A 24,433-nucleotide genomic window follows, 5' to 3' on the forward strand; every position below is an offset into this window, starting at 1 on the left:
AAGCTTGTCAGCCATCGGATACGCTTTTTACTGATGCGCTTTGGAGCCCTGCCATGTCACCGAAAACACTGTTGTTGATTCCCACCCTTGCGGCTGTCGTACTGTTGTCGGCGTGTGCCGGCCCGATACCCAAGGCCGACCCGAGCCAAGCCTGGATCGGCTTGAAAGAAGAGGCACCGAATGACTTGCTGGCCGAGCGTCTCGATGGCAAGCGCGTCGATGACGGGCGCTACTTCGAAGTGAGCCCCGGGGACCATCGCCTGGACGTGACGTTGTTCGAGGAGGAGCCCGGCGACGATAACCAGCAGGACTGCCAGGGCCGGGTCGAGTACAAGCATTTCAAGGCGGGTGAGCATTACACCCTGGAGGAATCGAGCCTGGGGACTACCGTGCGCGCAGCGCTCAAGGATGGCCACGGCAAGGAGGTCGCCGCCACCCAGGACTTCAATTGCATGCCCGGCTAGGCGTGATGCACCGTCGCCTTGCTCGGCTTGGCGGGCGCGGCGGGTTTGACGTGGGGGTGATGGTGCCGCCGGGTCACGCGCATGACCCCCCACAACATGGCGGCGGCCACCGCCAGCCAACCGCAGATCAACAGGAAAATCGTCGTTGCAAGGCTCATTCAGGCCTCCCTTCACCCCGTCCGGGGTACACACAGTCTTCTCAATGGACAGTCTAGCTACCCGGCGGTTGCCTGCTATTGACCAATGGTCGTGTCCGTCCAACTTGTTTGCTCTATGGCGGGCGGTTTATCGACACGTGAGGCTATACCCTTGCCCAAGAGCGTCCTATGATCGGGGCCCTCACCGGCAGTTGATCAAGAGAGTCAAACATTGCGCTTACGGTCGAACCTCAAAACATCCATCCTGCTGGCCTGTGCCCTGGGGCTGATGGCCTGTTCCAGCCAGCCGTCGAAACTTCCCGGCCTGCCGGAGCGGGTTGAGCTCAATGGCGTCCCCACTTTCCGCAGCGAGGCTTATCAGAGCGGTCCTGCGGCACTGGCCAGCATGCTGTCGCAACAAGGCATTGTCATGACACCGGGACTGCTCGATAAGCCACTGCACCTGCCGGGCGCCGAGGCGGACCTTGAGCGCAACATGCCAAAGCTGGCGCGTGAGTACGGGCTGATGGTGTATCCGCTGGATGCCGGGCTGACCGCAGTGCTGGCACAGGTGGCGGCCGGTTATCCGGTGATGGCGCGCATCAACTCCAGCTTCTGGTCCGGCCCGCGTTACGTCGTGGTGGTGGGGTTCAATCAGCAGAAAAGCACGGTGCTGTTGCGTTCCGGCAGGGAGCGGCGATTGATAATGGGCTTCAGTGACTTTGAGTCGGCGTGGAAGAGCGCTGGGCATTGGGCGATCCTGGCCCAGCGTCCGAGCCAGTTGCCGGCGAATGTAGACGCGCAGCGTTGGCGGGAGGCAGCGAACGCTACGGCCCAGGCCGGGCAGGAAGGGGCGGCGGCCCAGGCGCTGAAAGTCCTGACAGAACGCAAATAAAAAATGTGGGAGGGGGCAAGCCCCCTCCCACATTTGATTTCTGTTGTGAGTGAGTCAGCGGCGCACCTCCGTCACACCCGCACGGTTCTTCAGATTCTTGTCAGCCTTGTAGCGCAGCGCCACATCCGGCACCGCGCCGCCCTTGCCGGTCTCGACCCAGCTGCGAATACGGCTGGCATCGGCAAAGTGGGTGAATTTGCCAAAGGCATCCAGGATCACCAGCGACACCGGGCGGTTACCCATGCTCGTGACCAGCACCAGGCAGTGCCCGGCCTGGTTGGTAAAGCCGGTCTTGGTCAGCTTGATGTCCCAATTGGCACGATTGATCAGGTGATCGGTGTTGGAAAAACCCAGGGTGTAGTTGGGCTTGCGAAACGCCACGGTCTTTTCCTTGGTGGTGCTCAACTGGCTCAACATCGGGAATTTGCGCGCATAGGCCAGCAACTTGCTCAGGTCGCGGGCGGTCGACACGTTATGGATCGACAGGCCTGTAGGCTCCACGTAATGGGTGCTGGTCATGCCCAGCGCCTTGGCCTTGGCGTTCATCGCCGCAATAAACGCCGCGTAGCCGCCCGGATAATGGTGGGCCAGGCTCGCGGCGGCGCGGTTTTCCGAGGACATCAGCGCGATCAGCAGCATCTCCTTGCGCGGCATCTGGCTGCCGATCTTCACGCGCGAGAACACCCCTTTCATCTCCGGCGTGTCGGTGATGTTGATATCGATGTATTCATCCATGTTCTGCTTGGCTTCCAGCACGATCAGGCCGGTCATCAGCTTGCTTACGGACGCAATGGGCACCACCACATCGGGGTTGCTGGCATAGATCACTTTGTTGGTCTGCAAATCCACCAGCATGGCGCTGCCGGACGCAATTTGCAGTTTGGAGGCGTCACGCGGGGCCAGGGTGGATTCGGCGGCGTGGGCGAAGGTGCCTGTCAAAGCAAAAAACAGGCTGACAAGAGAAAGACGAATTTTCACGCGGATGAACTCGCTAAAAAGTAAGGAAATACCGTTTGGGAAACGGGTTTTATGAAAAATGGCGTTACATTCTAGGAGTATGGATCAGAAACTGTCGAATGTTCTTCCAGAACCAGACGAAAGTGCTTAAAAACTAAGAAAAAACAGTTTTTCTTCAGGCAATAAAAAGCCCCGCGCTAAGGCAGGGCTTTTTCAGTACGCGTGGTTATTAGCCGTGGAGCGTTTCCGCCGCATACAGCGTGTTCTCCAGCAGGCACGCCCGGGTCATCGGGCCTACGCCGCCTGGAACCGGGGTGATCCAGCCGGCGCGGGGCAGGGCGGTGTCGTAGACCACGTCGCCGACCAGCTTGCCGTCGTCCTGGCGGTTGATGCCCACGTCAATGACGATGGCGCCTTCCTTGATCCATTCACCTTTGACCAGGCCCGGCTTGCCGGCGGCGACCACCACCAGGTCGGCGCGGCCAACGTGGCCGGCCAGGTCCTTGGTGAAGCGGTGGGTGACGGTCACGGTGCAGCCGGCCAGCAACAGTTCCATGGCCATCGGGCGACCGACGATATTCGAGGCGCCCACCACGACGGCGTCGAGGCCATAGAGATCGACGCCGGTGCTTTCCAGCAACGTCATGATCCCCTTGGGCGTGCAGGGGCGCAGCAGCGGGATGCGCTGGGCCAGGCGACCGACGTTATAGGGGTGGAAACCATCGACGTCTTTGTCCGGGCGGATGCGTTCCAGCAGTTGGGAGGCGTCCAGGTGCTCGGGCAGCGGCAACTGGAGCAGGATGCCGTCCATGTTCGGGTCATCGTTGAGGCTGTCAATCAGGTCGGCCAGGGCCTGTTGAGTGGTGTCCGAAGGCAAGTCGTAGGCTTTGGAGATAAAGCCCACCTCTTCGCAGTCTTTACGCTTGTGCGAGACATAAACCTGAGAGGCGGGATCGCTGCCGACCAGGATCACCGCGAGGCCAGGCGTGCGCAGGCCTTGCTGGCGACGCTCGGTAACGCGTTTGGCGATCTGCTGGCGCAGGCTGGCGGCGATTGATTTGCCGTCGATAAGTTGTGCAGTCATTACGCGTGATTAACCATCGAGAGGGGGAAGAAAAGTGCGCGCATTCTCGCACGCCAAGGCGCGAGGGCAAAGGCGCTTGGTCTGCAAATTGGCCTAACCCCTTAAATAAAATCAGTTTTTTTCAAAAAAGATTTGACGGGTTTCAGGCCGCTCTATACTATTCGTCGCACTTGTCGGGCACAGCCTAGCACTGGTTAGAAAGTCGAGCAGAATTGTTGTCCTGCAAGGCTGGAAACACTTAGTTTGTAATCCTCCAAGAGTACAGATTAATCAGGCGCCCGTAGCTCAGCTGGATAGAGCATCCGCCTTCTAAGCGGATGGTCGCAGGTTCGAGTCCTGCCGGGTGCGCCATTAGGCAGCTTTGGCACAAGTAGCGCTATATGGTGGGCGTAGCTCAGTTGGTAGAGCACGGGATTGTGACTCCCGTTGTCGAGGGTTCGATCCCCTTCGTCCACCCCATATTTTGAAAGGCGCCAGATTAACCGTCTGGCGCCTTTGCTTTAAGAGCTTCAAGCGCGGATGTGGTGGAATTGGTAGACACACTGGATTTAGGTTCCAGCGCCGCGAGGCGTAAGAGTTCGAGTCTCTTCATCCGCACCAAATAAAACGTTGCTCGGCTGTCAGGCCGGGCAGGGTTGAACAAAGAAGTAGTTTGGTTTCTTTGTTAATGCAATATGGTGGGCGTAGCTCAGTTGGTAGAGCACGGGATTGTGACTCCCGTTGTCGAGGGTTCGATCCCCTTCGTCCACCCCATATTCGAAAGGCGCCAGATTTAACAGTCTGGCGCCTTTTTTGGTTTTGGCCGCTTGATAGGTCAGCGGTCGCAGGTAGTGGGCTCCATCGGCAGCGCGTTTCGTCGTATTTGTGTGTCTCGATGATGCCGCGTTGCCCGTTCGCGCCGTTCGCGGGGCGGACCGTCAGGGAGATGAATGGCTGCTTTCTCTCTATATAGAAGGGCGGCGCAGAGCCCTGGCGCAATTGGCTGTATTTGTCACCGGGGCGAGGTACTTCAGTGCCTTCGTACCGATAAATTGCTGGCTGTTTCCAGGTGTATTTTCAGTAGGGTGACTTCTTGAGTTTGACCCACTAGAATGCATGCCCTTGATTGGGGTCGGAAATGGCCGGCTAATGTCTGTGCAACGAGGAATATCCATGCAAGTTTCTGTTGAAAATACTACTGCTCTCGAGCGCCGCATGAGCATCACCGTGCCGGCAGAGCGTATCGAGACTGCGGTCAACAAGCGTCTGCAGCAGACTGCCCAGAAGGCCAAGATCGCTGGTTTCCGTCCAGGCAAAGTGCCGATGAGCGAAATCAAGCGTCGTTTTGGTGCCGATGCGCGCCAGGAAGCGGTAGGTGACGTGATCCAGGCTTCCTTCTACGAAGCCGTTGTCGAGCAGAAGCTGAACCCGGCTGGCTCGCCGTCGATCGAACCCAAGTCCCTGGAAGCTGGCAAGGACCTGGAATACGTAGCGACGTTCGAAGTGTTCCCTGAGTTTGAAGTGGCCGGTTTTGAAGGCATCGAAATCGAGCGCCTGAGCGCCGATGTCGCTGATTCGGACCTGGACAACATGCTGGAAATCCTGCGCAAGCAGAACACCCGTTTCGAAGTGGCCGACCGTGCCGCCCAGAACGAAGACCAACTGAACATCGATTTCGTTGGTAAGGTTGGCGGCGAAGTGTTCGCTGGCGGTTCCGCTACCGGTACCCAGCTGGTGCTGGGCTCCAACCGCATGATCCCGGGCTTCGAAGACGGCCTGGTCGGCGCCAAGGCCGGTGAAGAGCGCGTTCTGAACCTGGAATTCCCTGCTGACTACCAGAACCTGGACCTGGCCGGCAAAGCCGCCGAGTTCACCGTGACCGTCAACAGCGTTTCCGAGCCTAAGCTGCCGGAACTGAACGAAGAGTTCTTCGCTCAATTCGGCATCAAGGAAACCGGCATCGAAGGCTTCCGCACCGAAGTTCGCAAGAACATGGAGCGCGAGCTGCGTCAGGCGATCAAGTCCAAGGTCAAGAACCAGGTCATGGACGGTCTGCTGTCCGCCAACCCGATCGAAGTGCCAAAGGCCCTGCTGTCCAACGAAGTGGATCGCCTGCGCGTACAAGCTGTCCAGCAGTTTGGTGGCAACATCAAGCCTGACCAGCTGCCGGCCGAGCTGTTCGAAGAACAAGCCAAGCGCCGCGTCGTGCTGGGCCTGATCGTGGCTGAAGTGGTCAAGCAGTTCGACCTCAAGCCGGACGAAGACCGTGTTCGCGAAATGATCCAGGAAATGGCCTCGGCCTACCAGGAGCCTGAGCAGGTTGTGGCTTGGTACTACAAGAACGACCAGCAACTGAACGAAGTACGTTCGGTTGTGCTGGAAGAACAAGTTGTGGATACTGTTCTGCAGAAGGCTAAGGTGACCGATAAAGCGGTCTCTTACGAAGAAGCAGTCAAACCGGCAGAAGCAGCACAAGCCGACTGATTGTCCAACTCGTTGGAAATTCAACCATAAGCCAGCCTCGCGCTGGCTTATGCGTTTTCAAGACATGACTATTTGGGAGTAACTGCAGAGCATGTTCCGTAATTCCTATATTCAGCAGAACTCTGATATCCAGGCCGCAGGCGGCCTGGTCCCGATGGTTGTCGAGCAGTCCGCTCGTGGCGAACGCGCCTACGACATCTACTCGCGCCTGCTCAAGGAGCGAGTGATCTTTCTGGTTGGCCCGGTAGAGGACTACATGGCGAACCTGATCTGTGCGCAGCTGCTGTTCCTTGAAGCGGAAAACCCGGACAAGGACATCCATCTCTACATCAACTCGCCGGGCGGTTCGGTGACAGCGGGCATGTCGATCTACGACACCATGCAGTTCATCAAGCCAAACGTGTCGACTACCTGCATTGGCCAGGCCTGCAGCATGGGTGCATTCCTGCTGACCGCCGGTGCCGAGGGCAAGCGTTACTGCCTGCCGAACTCACGCGTGATGATTCACCAGCCACTGGGCGGTTTCCAGGGCCAGGCATCGGACATCGAAATCCATGCCAAGGAAATCCTCTTCATTCGTGAGCGCCTCAATACGCTGATGGCCAAGCACAGCGGGCACACACTTGAAGAAATCGAGCGTGATACCAACCGTGATAATTTCATGAGCGCTGAAGCCGCCCGTGAATACGGGTTGATCGACGCAGTGATCGAAAAGCGCCCCGCTTAATATAAGCCGCTCAAAATAGGGCTGGTCGGCATGCCCGACCACTGGCGGGCTTGAAAAAGCCCGCATAAGCCTTCATCTTGTGTTGCAAGCCTATCGGATTTGGATCGAACGAATGACTGACACCCGCAACGGCGAGGACAACGGCAAGCTGCTTTATTGCTCCTTCTGTGGCAAAAGCCAGCATGAAGTACGCAAATTGATTGCCGGCCCCTCGGTGTTTATCTGCGACGAATGCGTCGACCTGTGCAATGACATCATCCGCGAGGAGGTGCAGGAAGCCCAGGCCGAGAGCAGTGCGCACAAACTCCCATCGCCTAAAGAAATCAGCGGCATCCTTGACCAGTATGTGATTGGTCAGGAGCGTGCAAAAAAGGTTCTGGCCGTAGCGGTGTACAACCACTACAAGCGCCTGAACCAGCGTGACAAGAAAGGCGACGAAGTCGAACTCGGCAAGAGTAATATCCTGCTGATCGGCCCCACAGGCTCGGGTAAGACCCTGCTTGCGGAAACCCTCGCTCGCCTGCTGAACGTTCCGTTCACCATCGCCGACGCCACCACCCTCACCGAGGCGGGCTACGTGGGCGAAGATGTCGAGAACATCATTCAGAAACTGCTGCAGAAGTGCGACTACGACGTAGAGAAGGCCCAGATGGGTATTGTCTACATCGACGAAATCGACAAGATTTCGCGCAAGTCGGACAATCCGTCGATCACCCGTGATGTTTCCGGTGAAGGCGTACAGCAGGCTCTGTTGAAGCTGATCGAAGGCACGGTCGCTTCGGTACCGCCCCAGGGCGGCCGCAAGCATCCGCAGCAGGAATTCCTGCAGGTCGATACGCGTAACATCCTGTTTATCTGTGGCGGTGCGTTTTCCGGGTTGGAAAAGGTCATCCAGCAGCGCTCCACCCGTGGCGGTATCGGTTTCGGCGCGGAAGTGCGTAGCAAGGAAGAAGGCAAGAAGGTGGGCGAGTCCCTGCGTGAAGTCGAACCTGACGATCTGGTCAAGTTCGGTCTGATCCCGGAATTCGTCGGCCGTCTGCCGGTCCTGGCGACGCTGGACGAGCTGGATGAGGCGGCGTTGATTCAGATCCTCACCGAGCCGAAAAACGCCCTGACCAAGCAGTACGCCAAGCTGTTCGAGATGGAAGGTGTGGACCTCGAGTTCCGTACCGACGCGCTCAAATCAGTGGCCAAGCGCGCACTGGAGCGCAAGACCGGTGCACGTGGTCTGCGCTCGATCCTCGAAGGCGTGTTGCTCGACACCATGTACGAAATCCCCTCGCAGTCCGAGGTGAGTAAAGTGGTGATCGACGAAAGCGTTATCGAAGGCAAGTCCAAGCCACTGTATATCTATGAAAACAGTGAGCCGGCTGCCAAGGCTGCACCTGACGCATAAGCGTCTTTGCAGTGGCGGTACAAGCAAGGGGCCTTTTTGGGGCCCCTTGTTTTTTTGGGGTGTTTTTGCGTGACGGTTGATTAAATCGCGTTTATTCATGCGTTTAAGTGCTGGCATTGAGCTTGTTTTTTTTGCATGCAACCCCCATCTTGGTTTCAAGCTTATTTTTCAACTGTCATAGAGGCGAAATCATGAAGACAACCATCGAATTGCCTCTCCTGCCGTTGCGTGATGTCGTCGTCTATCCGCACATGGTTATCCCGCTGTTCGTGGGGCGCGAGAAGTCTATCGAAGCCCTCGAGGCCGCGATGACGGGCGACAAGCAGATCCTGCTGCTGGCCCAGAAGAATCCTGCCGATGATGATCCGGGCGAAGACGCCCTGTATCGCGTCGGTACCGTTGCAACTGTCCTGCAATTGCTCAAGCTGCCCGACGGTACCGTCAAGGTGCTGGTGGAAGGCGAGCAGCGCGGTGCGGTCGAGCGTTTCATGGAGGTCGACGGCCACCTGCGCGCCGAAGTGGCGCTGATCGACGAAGTCGAAGCCCCTGAGCGTGAGTCCGAAGTATTCGTGCGCAGCCTGCTTTCGCAGTTTGAACAGTATGTGCAGCTGGGCAAGAAGGTCCCGGCGGAAGTCCTTTCGTCCCTGAACAGCATCGATGAGCCGAGTCGCCTGGTCGACACCATGGCGGCGCACATGGCGCTGAAAATCGAGCAGAAGCAGGACATCCTCGAGATCATCGACCTGTCGGCCCGTGTCGAGCACGTGCTGGCACTGCTCGATGGTGAAATCGACCTGCTGCAGGTCGAGAAGCGCATTCGTGGCCGCGTGAAGAAACAAATGGAGCGCAGTCAGCGCGAGTACTACTTGAATGAGCAGATGAAGGCCATTCAAAAAGAGCTCGGCGACGGCGAGGAAGGCCACAACGAGATCGAAGAGCTGAAAAAGCGTATCGATGCCGCCGGCCTGCCGAAGGACGCGCTGACCAAGGCGACGGCCGAGCTGAACAAGCTCAAGCAAATGTCGCCGATGTCGGCTGAAGCCACCGTGGTGCGCTCCTACATCGATTGGCTCGTGCAAGTGCCGTGGAAGGCCCAGACCAAGGTACGCCTGGACCTGACCCGCGCCGAAGAGATCCTCGATGCCGACCATTATGGTCTTGAGGAGGTCAAGGAGCGGATCCTCGAATACCTCGCCGTGCAAAAGCGCGTGAAGAAAATTCGGGGTCCGGTGTTATGCCTGGTCGGGCCTCCCGGGGTGGGTAAAACCTCTCTGGCGGAGTCCATCGCCAGCGCGACCAACCGCAAATTTGTGCGCATGGCCCTTGGCGGCGTGCGTGACGAAGCGGAAATCCGCGGCCATCGCCGGACGTATATCGGTTCGATGCCAGGAAGATTGATTCAAAAGATGACCAAAGTGGGCGTGCGCAACCCGCTGTTCCTGCTCGATGAAATCGACAAAATGGGCAGCGATATGCGCGGCGATCCTGCGTCGGCGCTGCTTGAGGTGCTCGATCCCGAGCAGAACCACAACTTCAACGACCATTACCTGGAAGTCGATTACGACCTGTCCGACGTAATGTTCCTGTGCACCTCCAACTCCATGAACATTCCGCCGGCGTTGCTGGACCGGATGGAAGTGATTCGCCTGCCGGGTTACACCGAAGACGAAAAGATCAACATCGCCGTCAAATACCTCGCGCCCAAGCAGACCTCGGCCAACGGCCTGAAGAAAGGCGAGATCGAGTTTGACGTCGAAGCCATCCGTGACATCGTGCGCTATTACACCCGCGAGGCCGGTGTACGGGGCCTCGAGCGCCAGATTGCGAAAATCTGCCGCAAGGCGGTCAAGGAACATGCACTGGAAAAACGCTTCTCGGTGAAAGTGACGGCCGACGCGCTGGAACATTTCCTCGGTGTGCGTAAATTCCGCTACGGCCTGGCCGAGCAGCAGGATCAGGTAGGGCAGGTGACTGGCCTGGCGTGGACCCAGGTGGGCGGCGAGTTGCTGACCATTGAAGCGGCCGTCATCCCGGGCAAGGGGCAGTTGATCAAGACCGGCTCCCTGGGCGATGTGATGGTCGAATCAATCACCGCCGCGCAGACCGTGGTGCGCAGTCGCGCCAGGAGCCTGGGTATCCCCCTGGACTTCCACGAGAAGCACGACACCCATATCCATATGCCGGAAGGGGCAACCCCGAAGGACGGTCCCAGCGCGGGTGTAGGCATGTGCACGGCTCTGGTATCGGCATTGACCGGCATTCCGGTGCGTGCCGATGTGGCGATGACCGGCGAGATCACCCTGCGTGGCCAGGTATTGGCCATCGGTGGACTGAAAGAGAAATTGCTCGCCGCGCACCGGGGTGGAATCAAGACCGTGATCATTCCCGAAGAGAATGTCCGCGACCTGAAGGAAATTCCAGACAATATTAAACAGGATCTTCAGATCAAACCGGTTAAATGGATTGACGAAGTCCTGCAAATTGCGCTGCAATACGCGCCGGAGCCCTTGCCGGATGTGGCTCCGGAGATTGTCGCGAAGGACGAAAAACGCGAGTCGGATTCCAAGGAAAGAATTAGCACGCATTAAAGTGTTGGAGCCTGGGGGGCTTCCTTGACAGCTTTTTAGAGCCCTTGTTATAAAGCGGCTCTTAAGTGTCTGTTGGCCATCCAGCACTGGTTTTTGCTTTTTACCAAAAAACTTAGAATCATACTCATAGATATATAAGGGGACTTAGAGTGAACAAGTCGGAACTGATTGATGCTATCGCTGCATCCGCTGATATCCCGAAAGCTGCTGCCGGCCGTGCGCTGGACGCAGTAATCGAATCCGTCACTGGCGCTCTGAAGGCCGGCGACTCCGTGGTACTGGTAGGCTTCGGTACTTTCTCTGTGACTGACCGTCCAGCTCGCACTGGCCGTAACCCACAGACCGGCAAAGCACTGCAAATCGCTGCTGCCAAGAAACCAGGTTTCAAAGCCGGTAAAGCCCTGAAAGAAGCCGTTAACTAAGCTTCGATCAAGCCTTTGCTTACCCGGGTCGGACGCTGGTCTGGCCTGGCAGCGGAGCGGTAGCCGGCCCGAGTATCCATCGGGTCGCCACGCCGGGGGTCAGAGTTGAAACCCCCGTCCGCTCCGCCAGTTACGAGAAGGCGCATCCTCGGATGCGCCTTTCTTCTATCCGGATTCTACCCACGCTCCACGGTTGCCTATTTTTGATGTTCAACCGTTTCTGGGGGACGCATGCTGCAAAATATCAGGGACAATTCACAAGGCTGGATTGCCAAGACCATTATCGGGATCATCGTCGCATTGATGGCGTTCACCGGTATCGAGGCTATTTTCCAGGCTTCGGGTAATAACAAGCAGGACGTGGCCAAGGTCAACGGTGAGGAAATCACCCAGACCGAATTGAGCCAGGCCGTTGATATGCAACGGCGCCAGCTGATGCAACAACTGGGCAAGGATTTCGATGCTTCCCTGTTGGACGAAAAACTGTTGCGCGATGCGGCCCTCAAGGGCCTGATCGATCGCAAGCTGCTGCTGCAAGGCGCGGCGGATTCCAAGTTCGGCTTCTCGGAAGCGGCCTTGGACCAGGTGATCCTGCAGACGCCGGAGTTCCAGGTGGATGGCCAGTTCAACGCCGAGCGCTTTGACCAGGTAATTCGTCAACTGGGCTACAGCCGCCTGCAATTCCGTCAGATGATGACCCAGGAAATGCTGATCGGCCAGGTTCGTGCAGGCATCGCCGGCAGTGGTTTCGTGACCGATGCCGAGGTGCTGGCATTCGCCCGTCTGGAAAAACAGACCCGCGATTTCGCCACCGTCAACATCAAGGCTGACCCGGCAGCGGTGAAACTCACCGACGCCGAAGTCAAGGCGTACTACGACCAGCATGCCAAGGAGTTCATGACTCCAGATCAGGTCGTCATCGACTACCTGGAGCTGAAGAAGTCGTCCTTCTTCGACCAGGTCACCGTCAAGGACGATGAACTGCAGGCCGCCTACGAGAAAGAAACCGCCAACCTCGCAGAACAGCGTCGTGCCGCGCACATTCTGATCGAGGTCAACGACAAGGTCACCGAGGCGCAAGCCAAGGCCAGGATCGAAGAGATCCAGGCGCGCCTGGCCAAGGGCGAACAGTTTGACGCCCTGGCCAAGGAGTTCTCCCAGGATCCGGGTTCGGCCAACAATGGCGGTGATCTCGGCTTTGCCGGTCCCGGCGTGTACGATCCGGACTTCGAAACGGCGCTGTATGGCCTCAAGCAAGACCAAGTGTCCGCGCCGGTGCGCAGCGCCTTCGGTTGGCACTTGATCAAGCTGTTGGGCGTTGAAGCACCGCAAGTGCCGACGTTCGCCAGCCTGAAAGACAAGCTGACCCGCGAGCTCAAGACCCAGCAGGTTGAACAGCGGTTCGTCGAGGCGACCAAGCAATTGGAAGATGCGGCATTCGAAGCGTCCGACCTGGCCCAGCCGGCGTCCGACCTGAAATTGACCGTGCACACCTCGGCGCCGTTCGGCCGTGAAGGTGGCGAAGGCGTTGCGGCCAACCGTGCCGTGGTCACCGCTGCGTTCAGTCCGGAAGTGCTGGATGAGGGGGCCAACAGCAGCGCCATTGAGCTGGATCCGGAAACCATCATCGTGCTGCGCGCCAAGGAACACCTCAAGCCTGCCCAGCTGCCGCTGGAAAAGGTCGAGGCGGCGATCCGCACGCAGATGACCAAGGAGCGCGCGAGCGCTGCCGCCAAAACCCATGCCGATGAGTTGATCGCCAGCCTGCGTGAGGGCAAGACCGCACTGGACCAGCCGATTGACGGCCAGGCCTGGAAGGTGACTGAAGCGGCGACCCGTGGCCAGGAAGGCGTCGACCCTGCTGTGCTGCAAGCGCTGTTCCGCATGCCCAAGCCAGCGGCCAAGGACAAGCCGACCTTCACCACCGTCACTCTGCGTGACGGCAGCCTGATGATCGTGCGCTTGAACGGCGTCAACGAAGCGGCAGCCCCTACGGACGAAGAAAAAGCGCAATACCGCCGCTTCCTCGCGTCCCGTATCGGCCAGCAGGACTTCGCGGCATATCGCAAGCAGCTGGAAACCCAGGCAGACATCAAGAAGTTCTGATGTCGGCTTGAATAAAAGACCCCGTCCTGAGAAGGCCGGGGTCTTTTTTTGCGCGCATTAAAGCCTGTGACGTTTTACCGACAGGAATGCGCGCGCCCACCCCTCGTTCTGTTGCACAATACCGCCCGGACTGTTTTTCTCAGGATTTTCGATGTTGACATCATTTCACTTGCGAAACCTCGGGTTGGCGCTGGTGCTGGCGGGCGCGGCGGGTTGCTCGTCACCCAAGACCGCTATTTACGAACATGAGAATTTCGACGACTCCGGTACGTTTTCCCGCGATTACCCGGTGAGCGATGTGGCGGCCTGTGAAGCGGCGCGCCGTGCCCTGCTGAGCCAGGGCTATATCATCACCAGCAGCGATCCGAAGCTGGTGGCCGGTAACAAGAGTTTCCAGCAGACCGGCGAGACCCACCTGCAGATCAGCTTCAACGTGGTGTGTGCCGCCGATGGCAAAGGCAGCAACCATTCGACCATGTTTGCCAACGCCCTGCAGGACCGCTATGCGCTGAAGAAGGTCAACAACTCCGCAAGTCTCGGGGTTGGGGTGCTGGGTTCTGTGTCGATGCCGATCGGCTCCACGGATGACTCGATGGTCAAGGTGGCGAGCGAGACCGTCTCGGCGCCCAAGTTCTATGAGCGTTACTTTGCCTTGGTGGATGTGTTCCTGCCCCAGGAAGTGAAGCAGGCTGCGCATATACCCGAGAAGCCCAAGGATGAGCTTGGCATGCCTGAACCGAAAGCCGCGCCGGCCGCCGAGAAGATTGAAACACCTCAGCAGATGCCCGCAATCCCTGCCGCCGCGCAGCCACTGGCACCGCCACCGGAGGCCGCACCCATTGCGCCGAGCGTAGAGCCGGCACCGCAGACTACACCTCAGACCCCGGCAATCGAGTCCGCGCCCGCGCCGACCAACCCCAGCCTGCCGGCGCCGACAGAGGCGATTCCCGCCCTGCCAACGCCAACGCAGTGACTCAGACGGTTACGGGGTCTGTCTTGTCGACATTGATCCCGTAGCGGTTGATCGCCTCTGTGATGTTGTCACGACCGATCACACCGTCATCCGCCAGTGCCTTCAGCGCCGCCAGCACGATGAAGTGGCGGTCCACTTCAAAGAACTCGCGCAACGCTTCCCGGGTGTCCGACTGCCCGAACCCATCGGTTCCCAGCGCCACAAAGCGGCGGCCGTGTACGAAGGGGCGAATCTGATCGGCGAATAATTTCATGTAGTCCGTCGCCACCACCACCGGGCCGGCTTTTCCGACAAGGCACTCCTCCACGTAACTCAGACGCGGCTCACTTTGCGGATGCAGCAGGTTCCAGCGCTCTACGGCGTGCCCGTTACGGCGCAACTCGGTCAGGCTGGTGACGCTCCACGCATCGCTCTCTACAGCGAAATCTTCCCGGAGCAGCGACGCTGCGGCGATGACTTCGCGCAGGATCGAACCACTTCCCATCAGTTGCACCCGAGCCTCCGCGTGTGTGCTCAGCGGATACATCCCTTTGAGAATCCCGTCCTCTACGCCTTCAGGCATTGCCGGGTGCGGGTAGTTTTCGTTGAGCAGGGTGATGTAGTAGTAAATGTCTTGCTGTTCGACGTACATGCGCCGCATGCCCTCGCGAATAATCACCGCCAGCTCGTAGGCAAAGGTCGGGTCGTAGGCCACGCAGCACGGCACTACCGAGGCCAGGATATGGCTGTGCCCGTCGTCATGCTGCAACCCTTCACCCATCAAGGTGGTGCGCCCGGCCGTGGCACCCAGCAGGAAGCCGCGGGCGCGCGCGTCGCCCGCCGCCCAGGCCAGGTCGCCGACGCGCTGGAAGCCGAACATCGAATAGAAAATGTAGAACGGGACGGTCATCAGGCCATGGTTGCTGTAGGACGTGCTCGCCGCGATCCATGAGGAAATGGCACCCGATTCATTCAGGCCTTCCTGCATGATCTGTCCGTCCTTGCTCTCTTTGTAGTAGCTCAGTTGCCCGGCGTCCTGCGGGGTGTAAAGCTGGCCCACGGCGGAATGGATGCCGATCTGCCGGAACAGGCTTTCCATGCCGAAGGTGCGCGACTCATCCGGCACGATGGGGACGATCAGCTTGCCCAGATGCGGGTCCTTGAGCAGCGTGCCAAGGATGCGTACAAACGCCATGGTGGTGGAAATGGCGCGCTCGCCGGTGTCCTTGAGTTGAGTGGCGAATGCGGACAGGGGTGGGACAGTCAACGGGGCGACGTCAGTGTGCCGGGCCGGCACATACCCGCCCAGCGCCTGGCGCCGGGCATTGAAATAGCGGGCTTCCGTGCTGTCGGCCGGCGGCTTGAGGTAAGGAATTTCGTCGAGCAGGTCATCGGCCACTTCCAGCCCGAAGCGGTCGCGGAAGGCTTTTACCGCGTCGGCACCCATTTTCTTCAATTGATGGTTGATGTTCTGGCCTTCGCCGGCTTCGCCCATGCCGAAGCCCTTGACGGTCTTGGCCAGGATCACCGTGGGCTGGCCCTTGTGGCGCACTGCGGCGGCGTAGGCGTTGTAGACCTTGAGCGGGTCATGGCCGCCCCGTGAGAGTTTCCAGATATCGTCGTCGGACATGTCCGCAACCAGTGCCAGCAATTCCGGGTATTTGCCGAAGAAATGCTCGCGCACATAGGCGCCATTCTGGGATTTGTAATTCTGGTAATCGCCGTCCACGCATTCCATCATGCGCTGGCGCAGCAGGCCGCTGTGGTCTTTGTCCAGCAGCGCGTCCCAGCCACCGCCCCAGATCACCTTGATCACATTCCAGCCGGCGGCACGGTACACACTCTCGAACTCCTGGATCACCTTGGCGTTACCGCGCACCGGGCCGTCCAGGCGCTGCAGGTTGCAGTTGACGACGAAGATCAGGTTGTCGAGTTTTTCGCGACCGGCCAGGGAAATGGCGGCCAGGGATTCCGGCTGGTCCATCTCGCCGTCACCGAGGAACGCCCATACCTTGCGACCCTGGTGTTGCTTGAGGTCGCGAAACTCCAGGTAACGCATGAAGCGCGCCTGATAAGCGGCCGTGATCGGCCCCAGGCCCATGGACACCGTAGGGAATTGCCAGAAGTCCGGCATCAGCCGTGGGTGAGGGTAGGAAGACAGGCCCTCGCCACTGGCTTCGCGGCGAAAGTTATCCAGTTGGGCTTCGTTGAGGCGGCCTTCCAGATAGGCGCGGCCGTAGATGCCGGGGGAGGAATGGCCCTGGATGTACACGAGGTCGCCGTCGAAGGTGTCGGTTCGGCCGCGAAAGAAATGGTCGAAGCCTACGTCGTACAGCACTGCGGCTGACGCATAGGTCGCGATATGCCCACCCACGCCCGAGTGTTTGCCGGCACGCAAGACCATCGCCATGGCATTCCAGCGGATAAACGCATTGGTCCGCCGTTCAATGTCCAGGTCGCCGGGGTAGGGCAGTTGGCGGTCGGCAGCGATGGTGTTGACGTAAGGGGTGGTCACCCGCCCGTAAAAGTCGCCATGGCGCGCCACGTCGAAATCCAGCAACTGGTCGATCAGGTAATGGGCGCGAGGGCGGCCTTCGGCCGACAGCACCGATTCGATGGAGTCGAGCCACTCACGGGTTTCCTGCGGATCGTGGTCCAGGGATGCGGCGTTATTCGGATTCATATGAGGCTCCAGGGTAAGCGGATTCCGGGCGGCGAACGCTTTTTGGGCGCGCTGCGAGATAGTTGCAATTGCAACGACATGGCGGAATTTAGCCCGGGATGAGCTACTATTGCAACCTTCTTGAAATTCCCCGGATGGTGTTGCATGTCGTCGAAAGAGCCGGATGTATGGTTCCGTTTTGTCAGGGCCCACAGGACGGTCATCCGTGAGATCGAGCGCCGGCTGACCGAGGCGCAGCTGCCGCCGTATGCCTGGTACGACGCGCTGTGGGGCTTGGAAAGCGGTCCTGAAGGCACCCGCCGTATGCATGAATTGGCCGATGTGCTGGCCATTGAGCGTTACAACCTCACGCGTTTGGTCGACCGCCTGGAAAAGGACGGCCTGGTGGTGCGTTCACGTTCCGATGGCGATGGCCGCGCAGCGTTTGCCTCGATTACCGAGGCGGGTCGTACGCTGCGCAAGAAAATGTGGAAAATCTACGAAAGCACCGTGGATGAGCTGTTTTTGTCGCAAATCGAGCCTGAGCATCGTCAGGCCTTTGCCGATGCACTGCAGCGTACGGCGGGGTTGGCGATGGAGGCGGGCGTGCAGACCCGTAGCCGGCGCAAAACGTAAATGCGGTGAACCGCGGCCAGGTCATTTCAGGTCATACCGTTGCAGGGCGTGTTCCACCTTGTGTGTCTCGATGTGCCCTTCATCGGCCAACGCTTTTAATGCCAGCACTGCAATCCAGTAGCGGTTCGGCGCGGCTGCCTGTACCGAGCCTGCGCCCAGCGCCACGAAGCGCGTGTTCACGTGCGCGGCCAACTGGTCGACCACCACCTGTGGGTAGCCAGTGACGGCAAGCACCGGTGTCCGGCTCCCCGCCAGGCAGTCGCGCAGATGGCTGCTGCGCCTGGGCGCGCAGGGATGCAGGCGGTTCCAGCGCTCGGCGGCCGCCGCCTCGCGGGCCAGTCGGGTGTAACTGGGGCAACTCCATACATGCGCCGTGATGCCCCATTGCTGCTCAAGCAATTGCGCGGCGTGCATGACCTCTTCCAGGGCTCGACCGGCACCCAGCAAGCGCACGTTCGCCACGTCGGCAGTTTGCCGCACGGGATACATGCCCTTGATCGCACCTTCGCGGTCCAGTGTCTGCGGCGCGAGGGTGCTGGGCTGATCATGCAGCGCCAGGTAATAAAAGCCCGGCTGGCCATCCACGTACAGCGTATGCAACCCGTTCAGCACGATGGCCTGGGCCTCTTCGCCCGAGGCCGGGTCATAGGGCGTACAGCGTGGATGGCTGGCCAGCCACAACGGCAGCGACGGTTGCGCACCCTTCGGCCATGGGGATGGCTGGGTTTCGCTGTCATTGCACAAAATGCCGCGCTGGTCGGTCCGGTGTGACAGTGCGCACAGCTGCGCAGACGAGGTGGCGCTGTGCAGGTAGAGCAGCGGTTTTTCCCCGGTATTGCGCGCAAACCAGGTGGGCCAGTTACCCGGGCGCCGACTGCGCGACTGGCCGCGAATCACCCAGGCCTGGCGACTGGATTCCAGCGCGCCGGCCATGCTCAAGACCGTGTACAGCGGTGAGCTGCGCGAGCAGGCGCAGGTGTCCAGTGCGTCGATGCACAGCTGCGCAGCGAGTGCGGTAGGGGCGGGCATGGGTGTGGCTCCTGGCGACAGAGGTGCCTACCCTAATGGAATTGGCCTTATGATTGCAATTGCAATGATTGCAATAGTGCCTCGATCTTCCGACTAAATCAGTCCGCCGCCGCCGCGTTTAATCTTCACGTGCGGGAACATCAAGGCGCAGACATTTTTTCGTCATGACGGCACTTTAGTCTGGTCGTGAAGGTCATTAATTGCGCTGGCATTTTTAACTCAACAGGGAGTCCACCATGGACGATTACCAGGAAGAACTGCTGGAGTACCAGGCATTCGAACTCGACCCGCTGGACCCGGTCGACGATGCCACCGAGCTGTAGGGCCGACTTCAGGCGGAGTGCCGCTGACTGCGGCGAAATTCCCCTGGGGTCTGGTTGTTCCAGCGCCTGAAGGCGCGTTGGAAGGCCTGGGCCGAGGCAAACCCGAGCAAGTAGGCGATCTCGCCAAAGGCCAGTTCCGTGTCGCGAATGTAGGTCATGGCCAGATCGCGGCGAGTATCGTTGAGAATCGCGCGAAATTGCGTGCCTTCGTCGGCCAGTTTGCGGCGCAGGGTCCAGGTAGGCAGCTTCAAGCGTGCCGCCACTTCTTCCAGGTCGGGTTCCCGGCCACCATTGAGCATCGGCCCCAGCAGACGAGTAATGCGCTCGCGCAGGCTGCGGGTGCGGGTCAGTTGCTCCAGTTCCCTTTCACACAGCTGTAACAACAGGTGCCACGTGCTCGGGCAGTGCTGCGGGTTGCGCAGGGCCAGGGTGGCCTGGGTCAGGCGCAGTTGATTGCGGTCGGCGCCGAACTGCACCGGCGTGTCCCCCAGCACGGCATACAGATGGCTGTATTCGGGGGCCTGGAATTCGATTTCGATGCGTTGAGCCTGCACCGGCTCTTGCGCCAGGCTCGACAGTTGATGCAGCCAGCCGGCGATGATCGAGTCCACCACGAAGCGGTTATAGGCGTTGTAGGGACTGATGGAATAGAACCGCAGCCAGGCGCCTTCGGCGTCTTCATGAAAGCTCGATTGCCCACGGTAGTTGGAGCCATACAGTGGTTCGAAGCGCGTCAGCGTGCGCGCGGCTTCGCGTACCGTCGGTGCCTGGGCGGCGGTGACACCGGCGAGCCCGGCCTGGCTCAGGCGACTGAGCTGACCCATGCGCAGGCCCAGGCCCGGATCGCCGGTCAGTTGAATGGCCGCATGCCCCAGGCGCATATAGCGCGGGATCGACAGGCGCGCGCCCGCTTCGGCCAGGCGTGCGGGGTCCAGGCCGTATTGCAGCAACAGGGGGTGCGGGTCCAGGCCGTGGCTGTGCACGGCATCGGCCAGGGTGTGCACGAAGCCCACCGACAGATCCCCCAGGCGCACCGGCTTCACGCGGTTACAGCCAGATATTGAGCAGGCGCGCGCCACGGGCTTCGCCGTCGGCGAACAGTTGCCCGTTGCGGCTCAGGAAGCTCTGCCCGGCGCTGCCCAGGTCCCAGAACTGGCCACGCAAAAACACGCTCATGCCCGCTGTGGCCTGGCTGATTGGTGGTTGGCTGATCAGGGTCAGGCGGCGCCAGGCTTCGCCCTCGCTGGTTTCCTCGGGCTTGAGGCTGACTTCCGAAGGGGTCGACACGCTCTTGAAGCCGCGCCACGGGCGGTCCCAGGTGTCACGCCCGGTCACATAGGCCGGCACGGCAATCAACTGGGCGCCTTGTTCGTTGAGCTTGCGGTAGTTGTCCGGGTACCAGCTGTCGCTGCCGATCAGCACGCCCAGGCGCCCGGCCGGGGTGTCGACCACGCTGACGATGTTTTCATCGCCGGGTTCGATAAAGCCGCGCTCGTCGTAGATCGGATACAGCTGGCGCTGCGGCTGGCCCAGGGGCAACCCATCGGCGGCAAAGACCACGCTGACGTTGTACAGCGCACCATGGCCGACCTGCAGTTGCCCCAGGCTCACACTGGGGTTGGGCAGGGCGATGGAACCGGCCACCAGGGTCACGCCGAATTCCTTGGCCAGGCCGCCAAACAGCACTTGGTAATCGCGTGCCATGCCGGCGGCTTTCATGCGCAAGTACGCATCATCCATGCGGTTGTCGCCGGTGGCGCTGATCCAGGCGCGCAGGAACTGCAACGGATTGCTGATCGACAGCCAGTTCATCGCGTCCTTGAGGTGGGTGGCCTGGTACAGCTCGTTTTTCTCGCCGGCGAGCATCAGCCAGGTGCCGACATGTTCCGGCAGCACGACGACGGTCTTGTCGTTGATCAAGCCCTGTTCGCGGGCCTTTTGCAGGTAGGCCGAGAGCTTCAGGTGCAGGCGCTCCAGGCTCTGGTAATCGGCGGGGAACAGCTCCGGCTGGATGCCCAGCAGGTTGCCACGCTCGGCCGGCTGGCCTTCATTGACCGCGAGGGTGATGCGCAGGTCCGACAGGTAATGCGCCACAGGGCGCTCCTGGGTCCAGACCAGATACGCGGCGAGGGCGGCAACCAGGGCCATGGTGACGGTGAATATGAGTAATTTGCGCATGGGGCAACAGACAACAGACCGGGGGCAGGGTTCGCGACTAGGGTAGGGCTCCTGGCCCGGCTTGCCAAGGGTGGCTGTGCATTTGGATCAATAAGTTGTCAGTTTCAGTCATTGAGCGGTAGGTGATCGCCTCTTAGTCTGTGGGACATAAACCGATGGAGTGCCAGCTGAGCCCTCCACGTCCCGTGATGATCCGTTGTGGAGCTGTACCATGACCGCTGCTGCCTACCCGCACCTGCTGGCCCCGTTGGACCTGGGTTTTACCACCCTGCGCAACCGTACCCTGATGGGCTCGATGCACACGGGCCTGGAAGAAAAGCCTGGCGGTTTCGAGCGCATGGCGGCGTATTTCGCCGAGCGCGCCCGGGGCGGCGTCGGCCTGATGGTCACCGGCGGCATCGGCCCGAACGATGAAGGCGGCGTGTATGCCGGCGCGGCCAAGCTGACCACCGACGAAGAGGCGCAAAAGCACCGGATCGTCACCCGCGCCGTACACGACGCCGGTGGCAAGATCTGCATGCAAATCCTGCACGCCGGGCGTTATGCCTACAGCCCCAAGCAGGTGGCGCCGAGTGCGATCCAGGCACCGATCAACCCGTTCAAGCCCCGGGAGCTGGACGAGGAGGGCATCGAGAAGCAGATCCAGGATTTTGTCACCTGCTCGCGGCTGGCCCAGGTTGCCGAGTACGACGGCGTGGAAATCATGGGGTCCGAAGGTTACTTCATCAACCAGTTCCTGGCCGCCCACACCAACCATCGCACCGACCGTTGGGGCGGCAGCTTTGAAAACCGTATGCGCCTGGCCGTGGAAATCGTGCGCCGGGTGCGTGAAGCGGTCGGGCCGAATTTCATTATTATTTTCCGCCTGTCGATGCTCGATCTGGTCGAGGGCGGCAGCGTCTGGGAGGAAGTCGTGCAGTTGGCCAAGGCCATCGAGCAGGCCGGCGCCACCATTATCAACACCGGTATCGGCTGGCACGAAGCGCGTATCCCGACCATTGCCACCAAAGTGCCGCGCGCCGCGTTCAGCAAGGTCACCGCCAAGTTGCGTGGCGCGGTGACGATCCCGCTGATCACTACCAACCGCATCAACACGCCGGAAGTCGCCGAGCAGATTCTCGCCGAGGGCGATGCCGACATGGTCTCGATGGCGCGGCCGTTTCTCGCCGACCCGGAGTTCGTCAACAAGGCCGCGGCGGGGCGCGCCGACGAGATCAACACCTGCATCGGCTGCAATCAGGCGTGCCTGGACCACACCTTCGGCGGCAAGCTGACCACCTGCCTGGTCAACCCGCGTGCGTGCTATGAAACCGAGCTCAATTACCTGCCCGTGCAGCAGATCAAGAAAATTGCGGTCGTCGGTGCCGGCCCTGCCGGGCTGGCTGCTGCTACCGTGGCTGCCGAGCGCGGGCACCAGGTGACCTTGTTCGATTCGGCCAGCGAAATCGGCGGCCAGTTCAACATCGCCAAGCGCATACCGGGCAAGGAAGAATTTTTCGAGACCCTGCGCTACTTCAAGCGCAAATTGCAGACCACTCACGTCGAGCTGTGCCTCAACACCCGTGTCGATGTGGCGCAACTGGTGGCGGGCGGTTATGACGAGGTGATCCTGGCCACCGGTATCGCACCGCGTACGCCGGCGATTGCGGGTGTGGAGAACGCCAAGGTGCTCAATTACCTGGACGTGATCCTGGAGCGCAAGCCGGTTGGCAAGCGCGTGGCGGTGATTGGCGCGGGCGGTATCGGTTTCGACGTGTCGGAATTCCTGGTGCACCAGGGCGTGTCCACCAGCCTGGATCGCGAAGCGTTCTGGAAAGAGTGGGGCATCGACACTCAACTTGAGGCCCGTGGTGGCGTGGCCGGGATCAAGCCCGAGCGCCATGCACCGGCGCGTGACGTGTTCCTGCTGCAACGCAAGACTTCCAAGGTCGGCGACGGCCTGGGCAAGACCACCGGCTGGATCCACCGTACCGGGCTGAAAAACAAACAGGTGCAGATGCTTAACAGCGTCGAATACCTGAAGATCGATGATGAAGGCCTGCATATCCGCATCGGCGCCGAGGGCGAGCCGCAGGTGCTGGCGGTGGACAATATCGTCATCTGCGCCGGCCAGGACCCGCTGCGCGAACTGCACGACGGCCTGGTCGCCGCCGGGCAGAACGTGCACCTGATTGGCGGTGCCGATGTGGCGGCCGAGCTGGACGCCAAGCGCGCCATCAACCAGGGTTCGCGCCTGGCGGCCGAGCTGTAAGTCGACGAAAGGGGCGGTGTTAGACTACCGCTCCTTTTCATTCAGATACTTCCCGATGGGCCCTTTTGACTGGCTGCCTCACGCGCCCCTTGAACCTGTGCAGCTCGACTGGCTGAGCGGGGTCGAGTTGGCCATGCTGCGCCTGGACCGTATCGACCGGCTGATCAGCGGCAACAAGTGGTTCAAGCTCACCGAACACCTGAACCAGGCCCGCGACGCAGGGGCTACCGGGATCATAAGCCTCGGCGGGGCCTACTCCAACCATCTGCACGCACTGGCGGCGGCGGGCAAGCGCTTTGGCTTTCCCACGGTCGGCCTGTTGCGCGGCCATCCTCAAGACACACCCACCGTGCTCGACCTCAAGGCGTTCGGCATGCACCTGCATTGGCTCGGTTACGGCGGCTATCGCGCACGCCATGAGCCAGGCTTCTGGTTGCCCTGGCGCGAACAGTATCCCCATCTTCATCCGGTGCCCGAAGGCGGCGGCGGGCTGGCCGGTGCGCTGGGCTGCGCGGTGCTGGTCGAGCAGGCGCAGGCGCAGTTGAGCCGGCTCGGCTGGGCGGATTACGACGCCTGGTGGCTGGCAGCCGGTACCGGGACGACCCTGGCCGGCTTGGCACTGGCCGAGGCGGGCAGGCGTATGGTGTACGGCGCCTTGGCAGTGCCGGACGATCACGGTGTCGCGCAGAACGTTGGCGCGATGGTCCACAACGGTTACGAACTGATCGACGCCAGCCGAGGCGGCTTTGCCAAGGTCGATCCGCTGCTGCTCGATTTTATCGAACGCACCGAACAGGCCAGCGGTGTGCCGCTGGAGCCGCTCTACACCGGCAAGGCGCTGCTGGCGTTGAAGCAACAGATCGAGGCCGGACGCTTCGCCCCCGGTACCCGCCTGATCTTCATCCACACCGGCGGCCTGCAAGGCCGCCGAGGTTTCAATGCCTAGAGCAGACATCTTGTGGGAGGGCTTTGCCCCCGATGGCGGTGGGTCAGCGACAACAGAGCTGGCTGACCCACCGCATCGGGGGCAAGCCCCCTCCCACATTTGGACCGGGATCGACAAAAAACACCGGTCGGCTCCAAGGCCGCCGCGCTTTTGCTTTTGATCTCAGGCGCCCCGTTAAACCACGCTGGCCGAACGCAGGCTTGAATCCGTGGGTAAC

General features: G+C 60.4%; 19 protein-coding genes and 4 tRNA genes. 16 read left to right on the plus strand and 7 right to left on the minus strand.

Features of this window, described 5'->3' with window-relative positions; all coding sequences use genetic code 11:
- Positions 1-53 precede the first annotated feature (53 nt).
- The gene (locus BFP89_RS07305) at positions 54-464 is read left to right on the plus strand and encodes a PA0061/PA0062 family lipoprotein (RefSeq protein WP_065884855.1); all 411 of its coding nucleotides are present in this window, start codon (positions 54-56) and stop codon (positions 462-464) included.
- Here the strand turns inward: BFP89_RS07305 and BFP89_RS28895 are convergent.
- Complete coding sequence (locus BFP89_RS28895; protein WP_163001576.1) at positions 461-622, minus strand: hypothetical protein; 162 nt, start codon at positions 620-622, stop codon at positions 461-463. The genes BFP89_RS07305 and BFP89_RS28895 overlap by 4 nt on opposite strands.
- Before the next feature lie 211 nt (positions 623-833).
- Between BFP89_RS28895 and BFP89_RS07310 the strand changes: the two genes are divergently transcribed.
- Positions 834-1,496 carry a peptidase C39 family protein gene (locus BFP89_RS07310; RefSeq protein ID WP_065884856.1) on the plus strand — a complete coding sequence of 221 codons (663 nt, stop codon included), beginning with the start codon at positions 834-836 and terminating at the stop codon, positions 1,494-1,496.
- 54 nt (positions 1,497-1,550) lie between these two features.
- Here BFP89_RS07310 and pbpG read toward each other — a convergent pair whose 3' ends face one another.
- Positions 1,551-2,474, minus strand: coding sequence for a D-alanyl-D-alanine endopeptidase (pbpG, locus tag BFP89_RS07315; protein WP_065884857.1), 924 nt, complete (start codon positions 2,472-2,474; stop codon positions 1,551-1,553).
- Positions 2,475-2,682: 208 nt separating this feature from the next.
- Positions 2,683-3,537 carry a bifunctional methylenetetrahydrofolate dehydrogenase/methenyltetrahydrofolate cyclohydrolase FolD gene (folD, locus tag BFP89_RS07320; RefSeq protein WP_065884858.1) on the minus strand — a complete coding sequence of 285 codons (855 nt, stop codon included), beginning with the start codon at positions 3,535-3,537 and terminating at the stop codon, positions 2,683-2,685.
- A gap of 274 nt (positions 3,538-3,811) precedes the next feature.
- Here folD and BFP89_RS07325 point away from each other — a divergent pair.
- The 11 genes from BFP89_RS07325 to BFP89_RS07375 all read left to right on the plus strand — a co-directional run bounded on the left by BFP89_RS07325 (position 3,812) and on the right by BFP89_RS07375 (position 14,212).
- Positions 3,812-3,888: transfer RNA gene (locus BFP89_RS07325), tRNA-Arg, on the plus strand.
- Between the two features lie 32 nt (positions 3,889-3,920).
- Positions 3,921-3,996, plus strand: a tRNA-His gene (locus BFP89_RS07330).
- A 56-nt stretch (positions 3,997-4,052) separates the two neighbouring features.
- Positions 4,053-4,137: transfer RNA gene (locus BFP89_RS07335), tRNA-Leu, on the plus strand.
- 77 nt (positions 4,138-4,214) lie between these two features.
- Positions 4,215-4,290, plus strand: a tRNA-His gene (locus tag BFP89_RS07340).
- Between the two features lie 399 nt (positions 4,291-4,689).
- Entirely contained in the window at positions 4,690-6,000 is a 1,311-nt protein-coding gene (gene tig / locus BFP89_RS07345; RefSeq protein ID WP_065884859.1) for a trigger factor, read from the plus strand.
- Between the two features lie 91 nt (positions 6,001-6,091).
- Entirely contained in the window at positions 6,092-6,727 is a 636-nt protein-coding gene (clpP, locus tag BFP89_RS07350) for an ATP-dependent Clp endopeptidase proteolytic subunit ClpP (RefSeq protein WP_003174822.1), read from the plus strand.
- A 112-nt stretch (positions 6,728-6,839) separates the two neighbouring features.
- Positions 6,840-8,123, plus strand: coding sequence for an ATP-dependent Clp protease ATP-binding subunit ClpX (gene clpX, locus BFP89_RS07355; protein ID WP_017136464.1), 1,284 nt, complete (start codon positions 6,840-6,842; stop codon positions 8,121-8,123).
- A gap of 191 nt (positions 8,124-8,314) precedes the next feature.
- A complete protein-coding gene (gene lon / locus BFP89_RS07360) occupies positions 8,315-10,711 on the plus strand; it encodes an endopeptidase La (protein ID WP_065884860.1) in 2,397 nt (798 codons plus the stop codon).
- Positions 10,712-10,860: 149 nt separating this feature from the next.
- Positions 10,861-11,133 (plus strand): HU family DNA-binding protein, encoded by a 273-nt coding sequence (locus tag BFP89_RS07365; protein ID WP_003174819.1) that lies wholly within the window; start codon positions 10,861-10,863, stop codon positions 11,131-11,133.
- A gap of 231 nt (positions 11,134-11,364) precedes the next feature.
- A complete protein-coding gene (locus BFP89_RS07370) occupies positions 11,365-13,239 on the plus strand; it encodes a SurA N-terminal domain-containing protein (protein ID WP_065884861.1) in 1,875 nt (624 codons plus the stop codon).
- Positions 13,240-13,390: 151 nt separating this feature from the next.
- Positions 13,391-14,212, plus strand: coding sequence for a DUF2242 domain-containing protein (locus BFP89_RS07375; protein WP_065884862.1), 822 nt, complete (start codon positions 13,391-13,393; stop codon positions 14,210-14,212).
- Position 14,213: 1 nt separating this feature from the next.
- On the opposite strand, the gene aceE is transcribed toward BFP89_RS07375, so the two are convergent.
- A complete protein-coding gene (gene aceE, locus BFP89_RS07380) occupies positions 14,214-16,874 on the minus strand; it encodes a pyruvate dehydrogenase (acetyl-transferring), homodimeric type (RefSeq protein WP_065884863.1) in 2,661 nt (886 codons plus the stop codon).
- Between the two features lie 144 nt (positions 16,875-17,018).
- Between aceE and BFP89_RS07385 the strand changes: the two genes are divergently transcribed.
- The gene (locus BFP89_RS07385) at positions 17,019-17,489 is read left to right on the plus strand and encodes a MarR family winged helix-turn-helix transcriptional regulator (RefSeq protein ID WP_065884864.1); all 471 of its coding nucleotides are present in this window, start codon (positions 17,019-17,021) and stop codon (positions 17,487-17,489) included.
- Between the two features lie 21 nt (positions 17,490-17,510).
- Here the strand turns inward: BFP89_RS07385 and BFP89_RS07390 are convergent, their stop codons facing one another.
- From BFP89_RS07390 to BFP89_RS07400, 3 genes are all read right to left on the minus strand, one after another.
- On the minus strand, positions 17,511-18,518 hold the full coding sequence (locus BFP89_RS07390) for a transketolase-like TK C-terminal-containing protein (RefSeq protein ID WP_065884865.1): 1,008 nt from the start codon (positions 18,516-18,518) through the stop codon (positions 17,511-17,513).
- Between the two features lie 331 nt (positions 18,519-18,849).
- Positions 18,850-19,884 (minus strand): AraC family transcriptional regulator, encoded by a 1,035-nt coding sequence (locus BFP89_RS07395; RefSeq protein WP_065884866.1) that lies wholly within the window; start codon positions 19,882-19,884, stop codon positions 18,850-18,852.
- 4 nt (positions 19,885-19,888) lie between these two features.
- Positions 19,889-21,019 (minus strand): carbon-nitrogen hydrolase family protein, encoded by a 1,131-nt coding sequence (locus BFP89_RS07400; protein ID WP_065884867.1) that lies wholly within the window; start codon positions 21,017-21,019, stop codon positions 19,889-19,891.
- A 211-nt stretch (positions 21,020-21,230) separates the two neighbouring features.
- Between BFP89_RS07400 and BFP89_RS07405 the strand changes: the two genes are divergently transcribed.
- Together BFP89_RS07405 and BFP89_RS07410 are read left to right on the plus strand one after the other, a co-directional pair.
- On the plus strand, positions 21,231-23,270 hold the full coding sequence (locus BFP89_RS07405) for an NADPH-dependent 2,4-dienoyl-CoA reductase (protein ID WP_065884868.1): 2,040 nt from the start codon (positions 21,231-21,233) through the stop codon (positions 23,268-23,270).
- 55 nt (positions 23,271-23,325) lie between these two features.
- Positions 23,326-24,216 (plus strand): 1-aminocyclopropane-1-carboxylate deaminase/D-cysteine desulfhydrase, encoded by an 891-nt coding sequence (locus BFP89_RS07410; RefSeq protein WP_065884869.1) that lies wholly within the window; start codon positions 23,326-23,328, stop codon positions 24,214-24,216.
- The last annotated feature ends 217 nt before the right edge of the window (positions 24,217-24,433 follow it).

Source organism: Pseudomonas sp. 31 R 17 (assembly GCF_900004915.1).
GTDB lineage: Bacteria > Pseudomonadota > Gammaproteobacteria > Pseudomonadales > Pseudomonadaceae > Aquipseudomonas > Aquipseudomonas orientalis_A.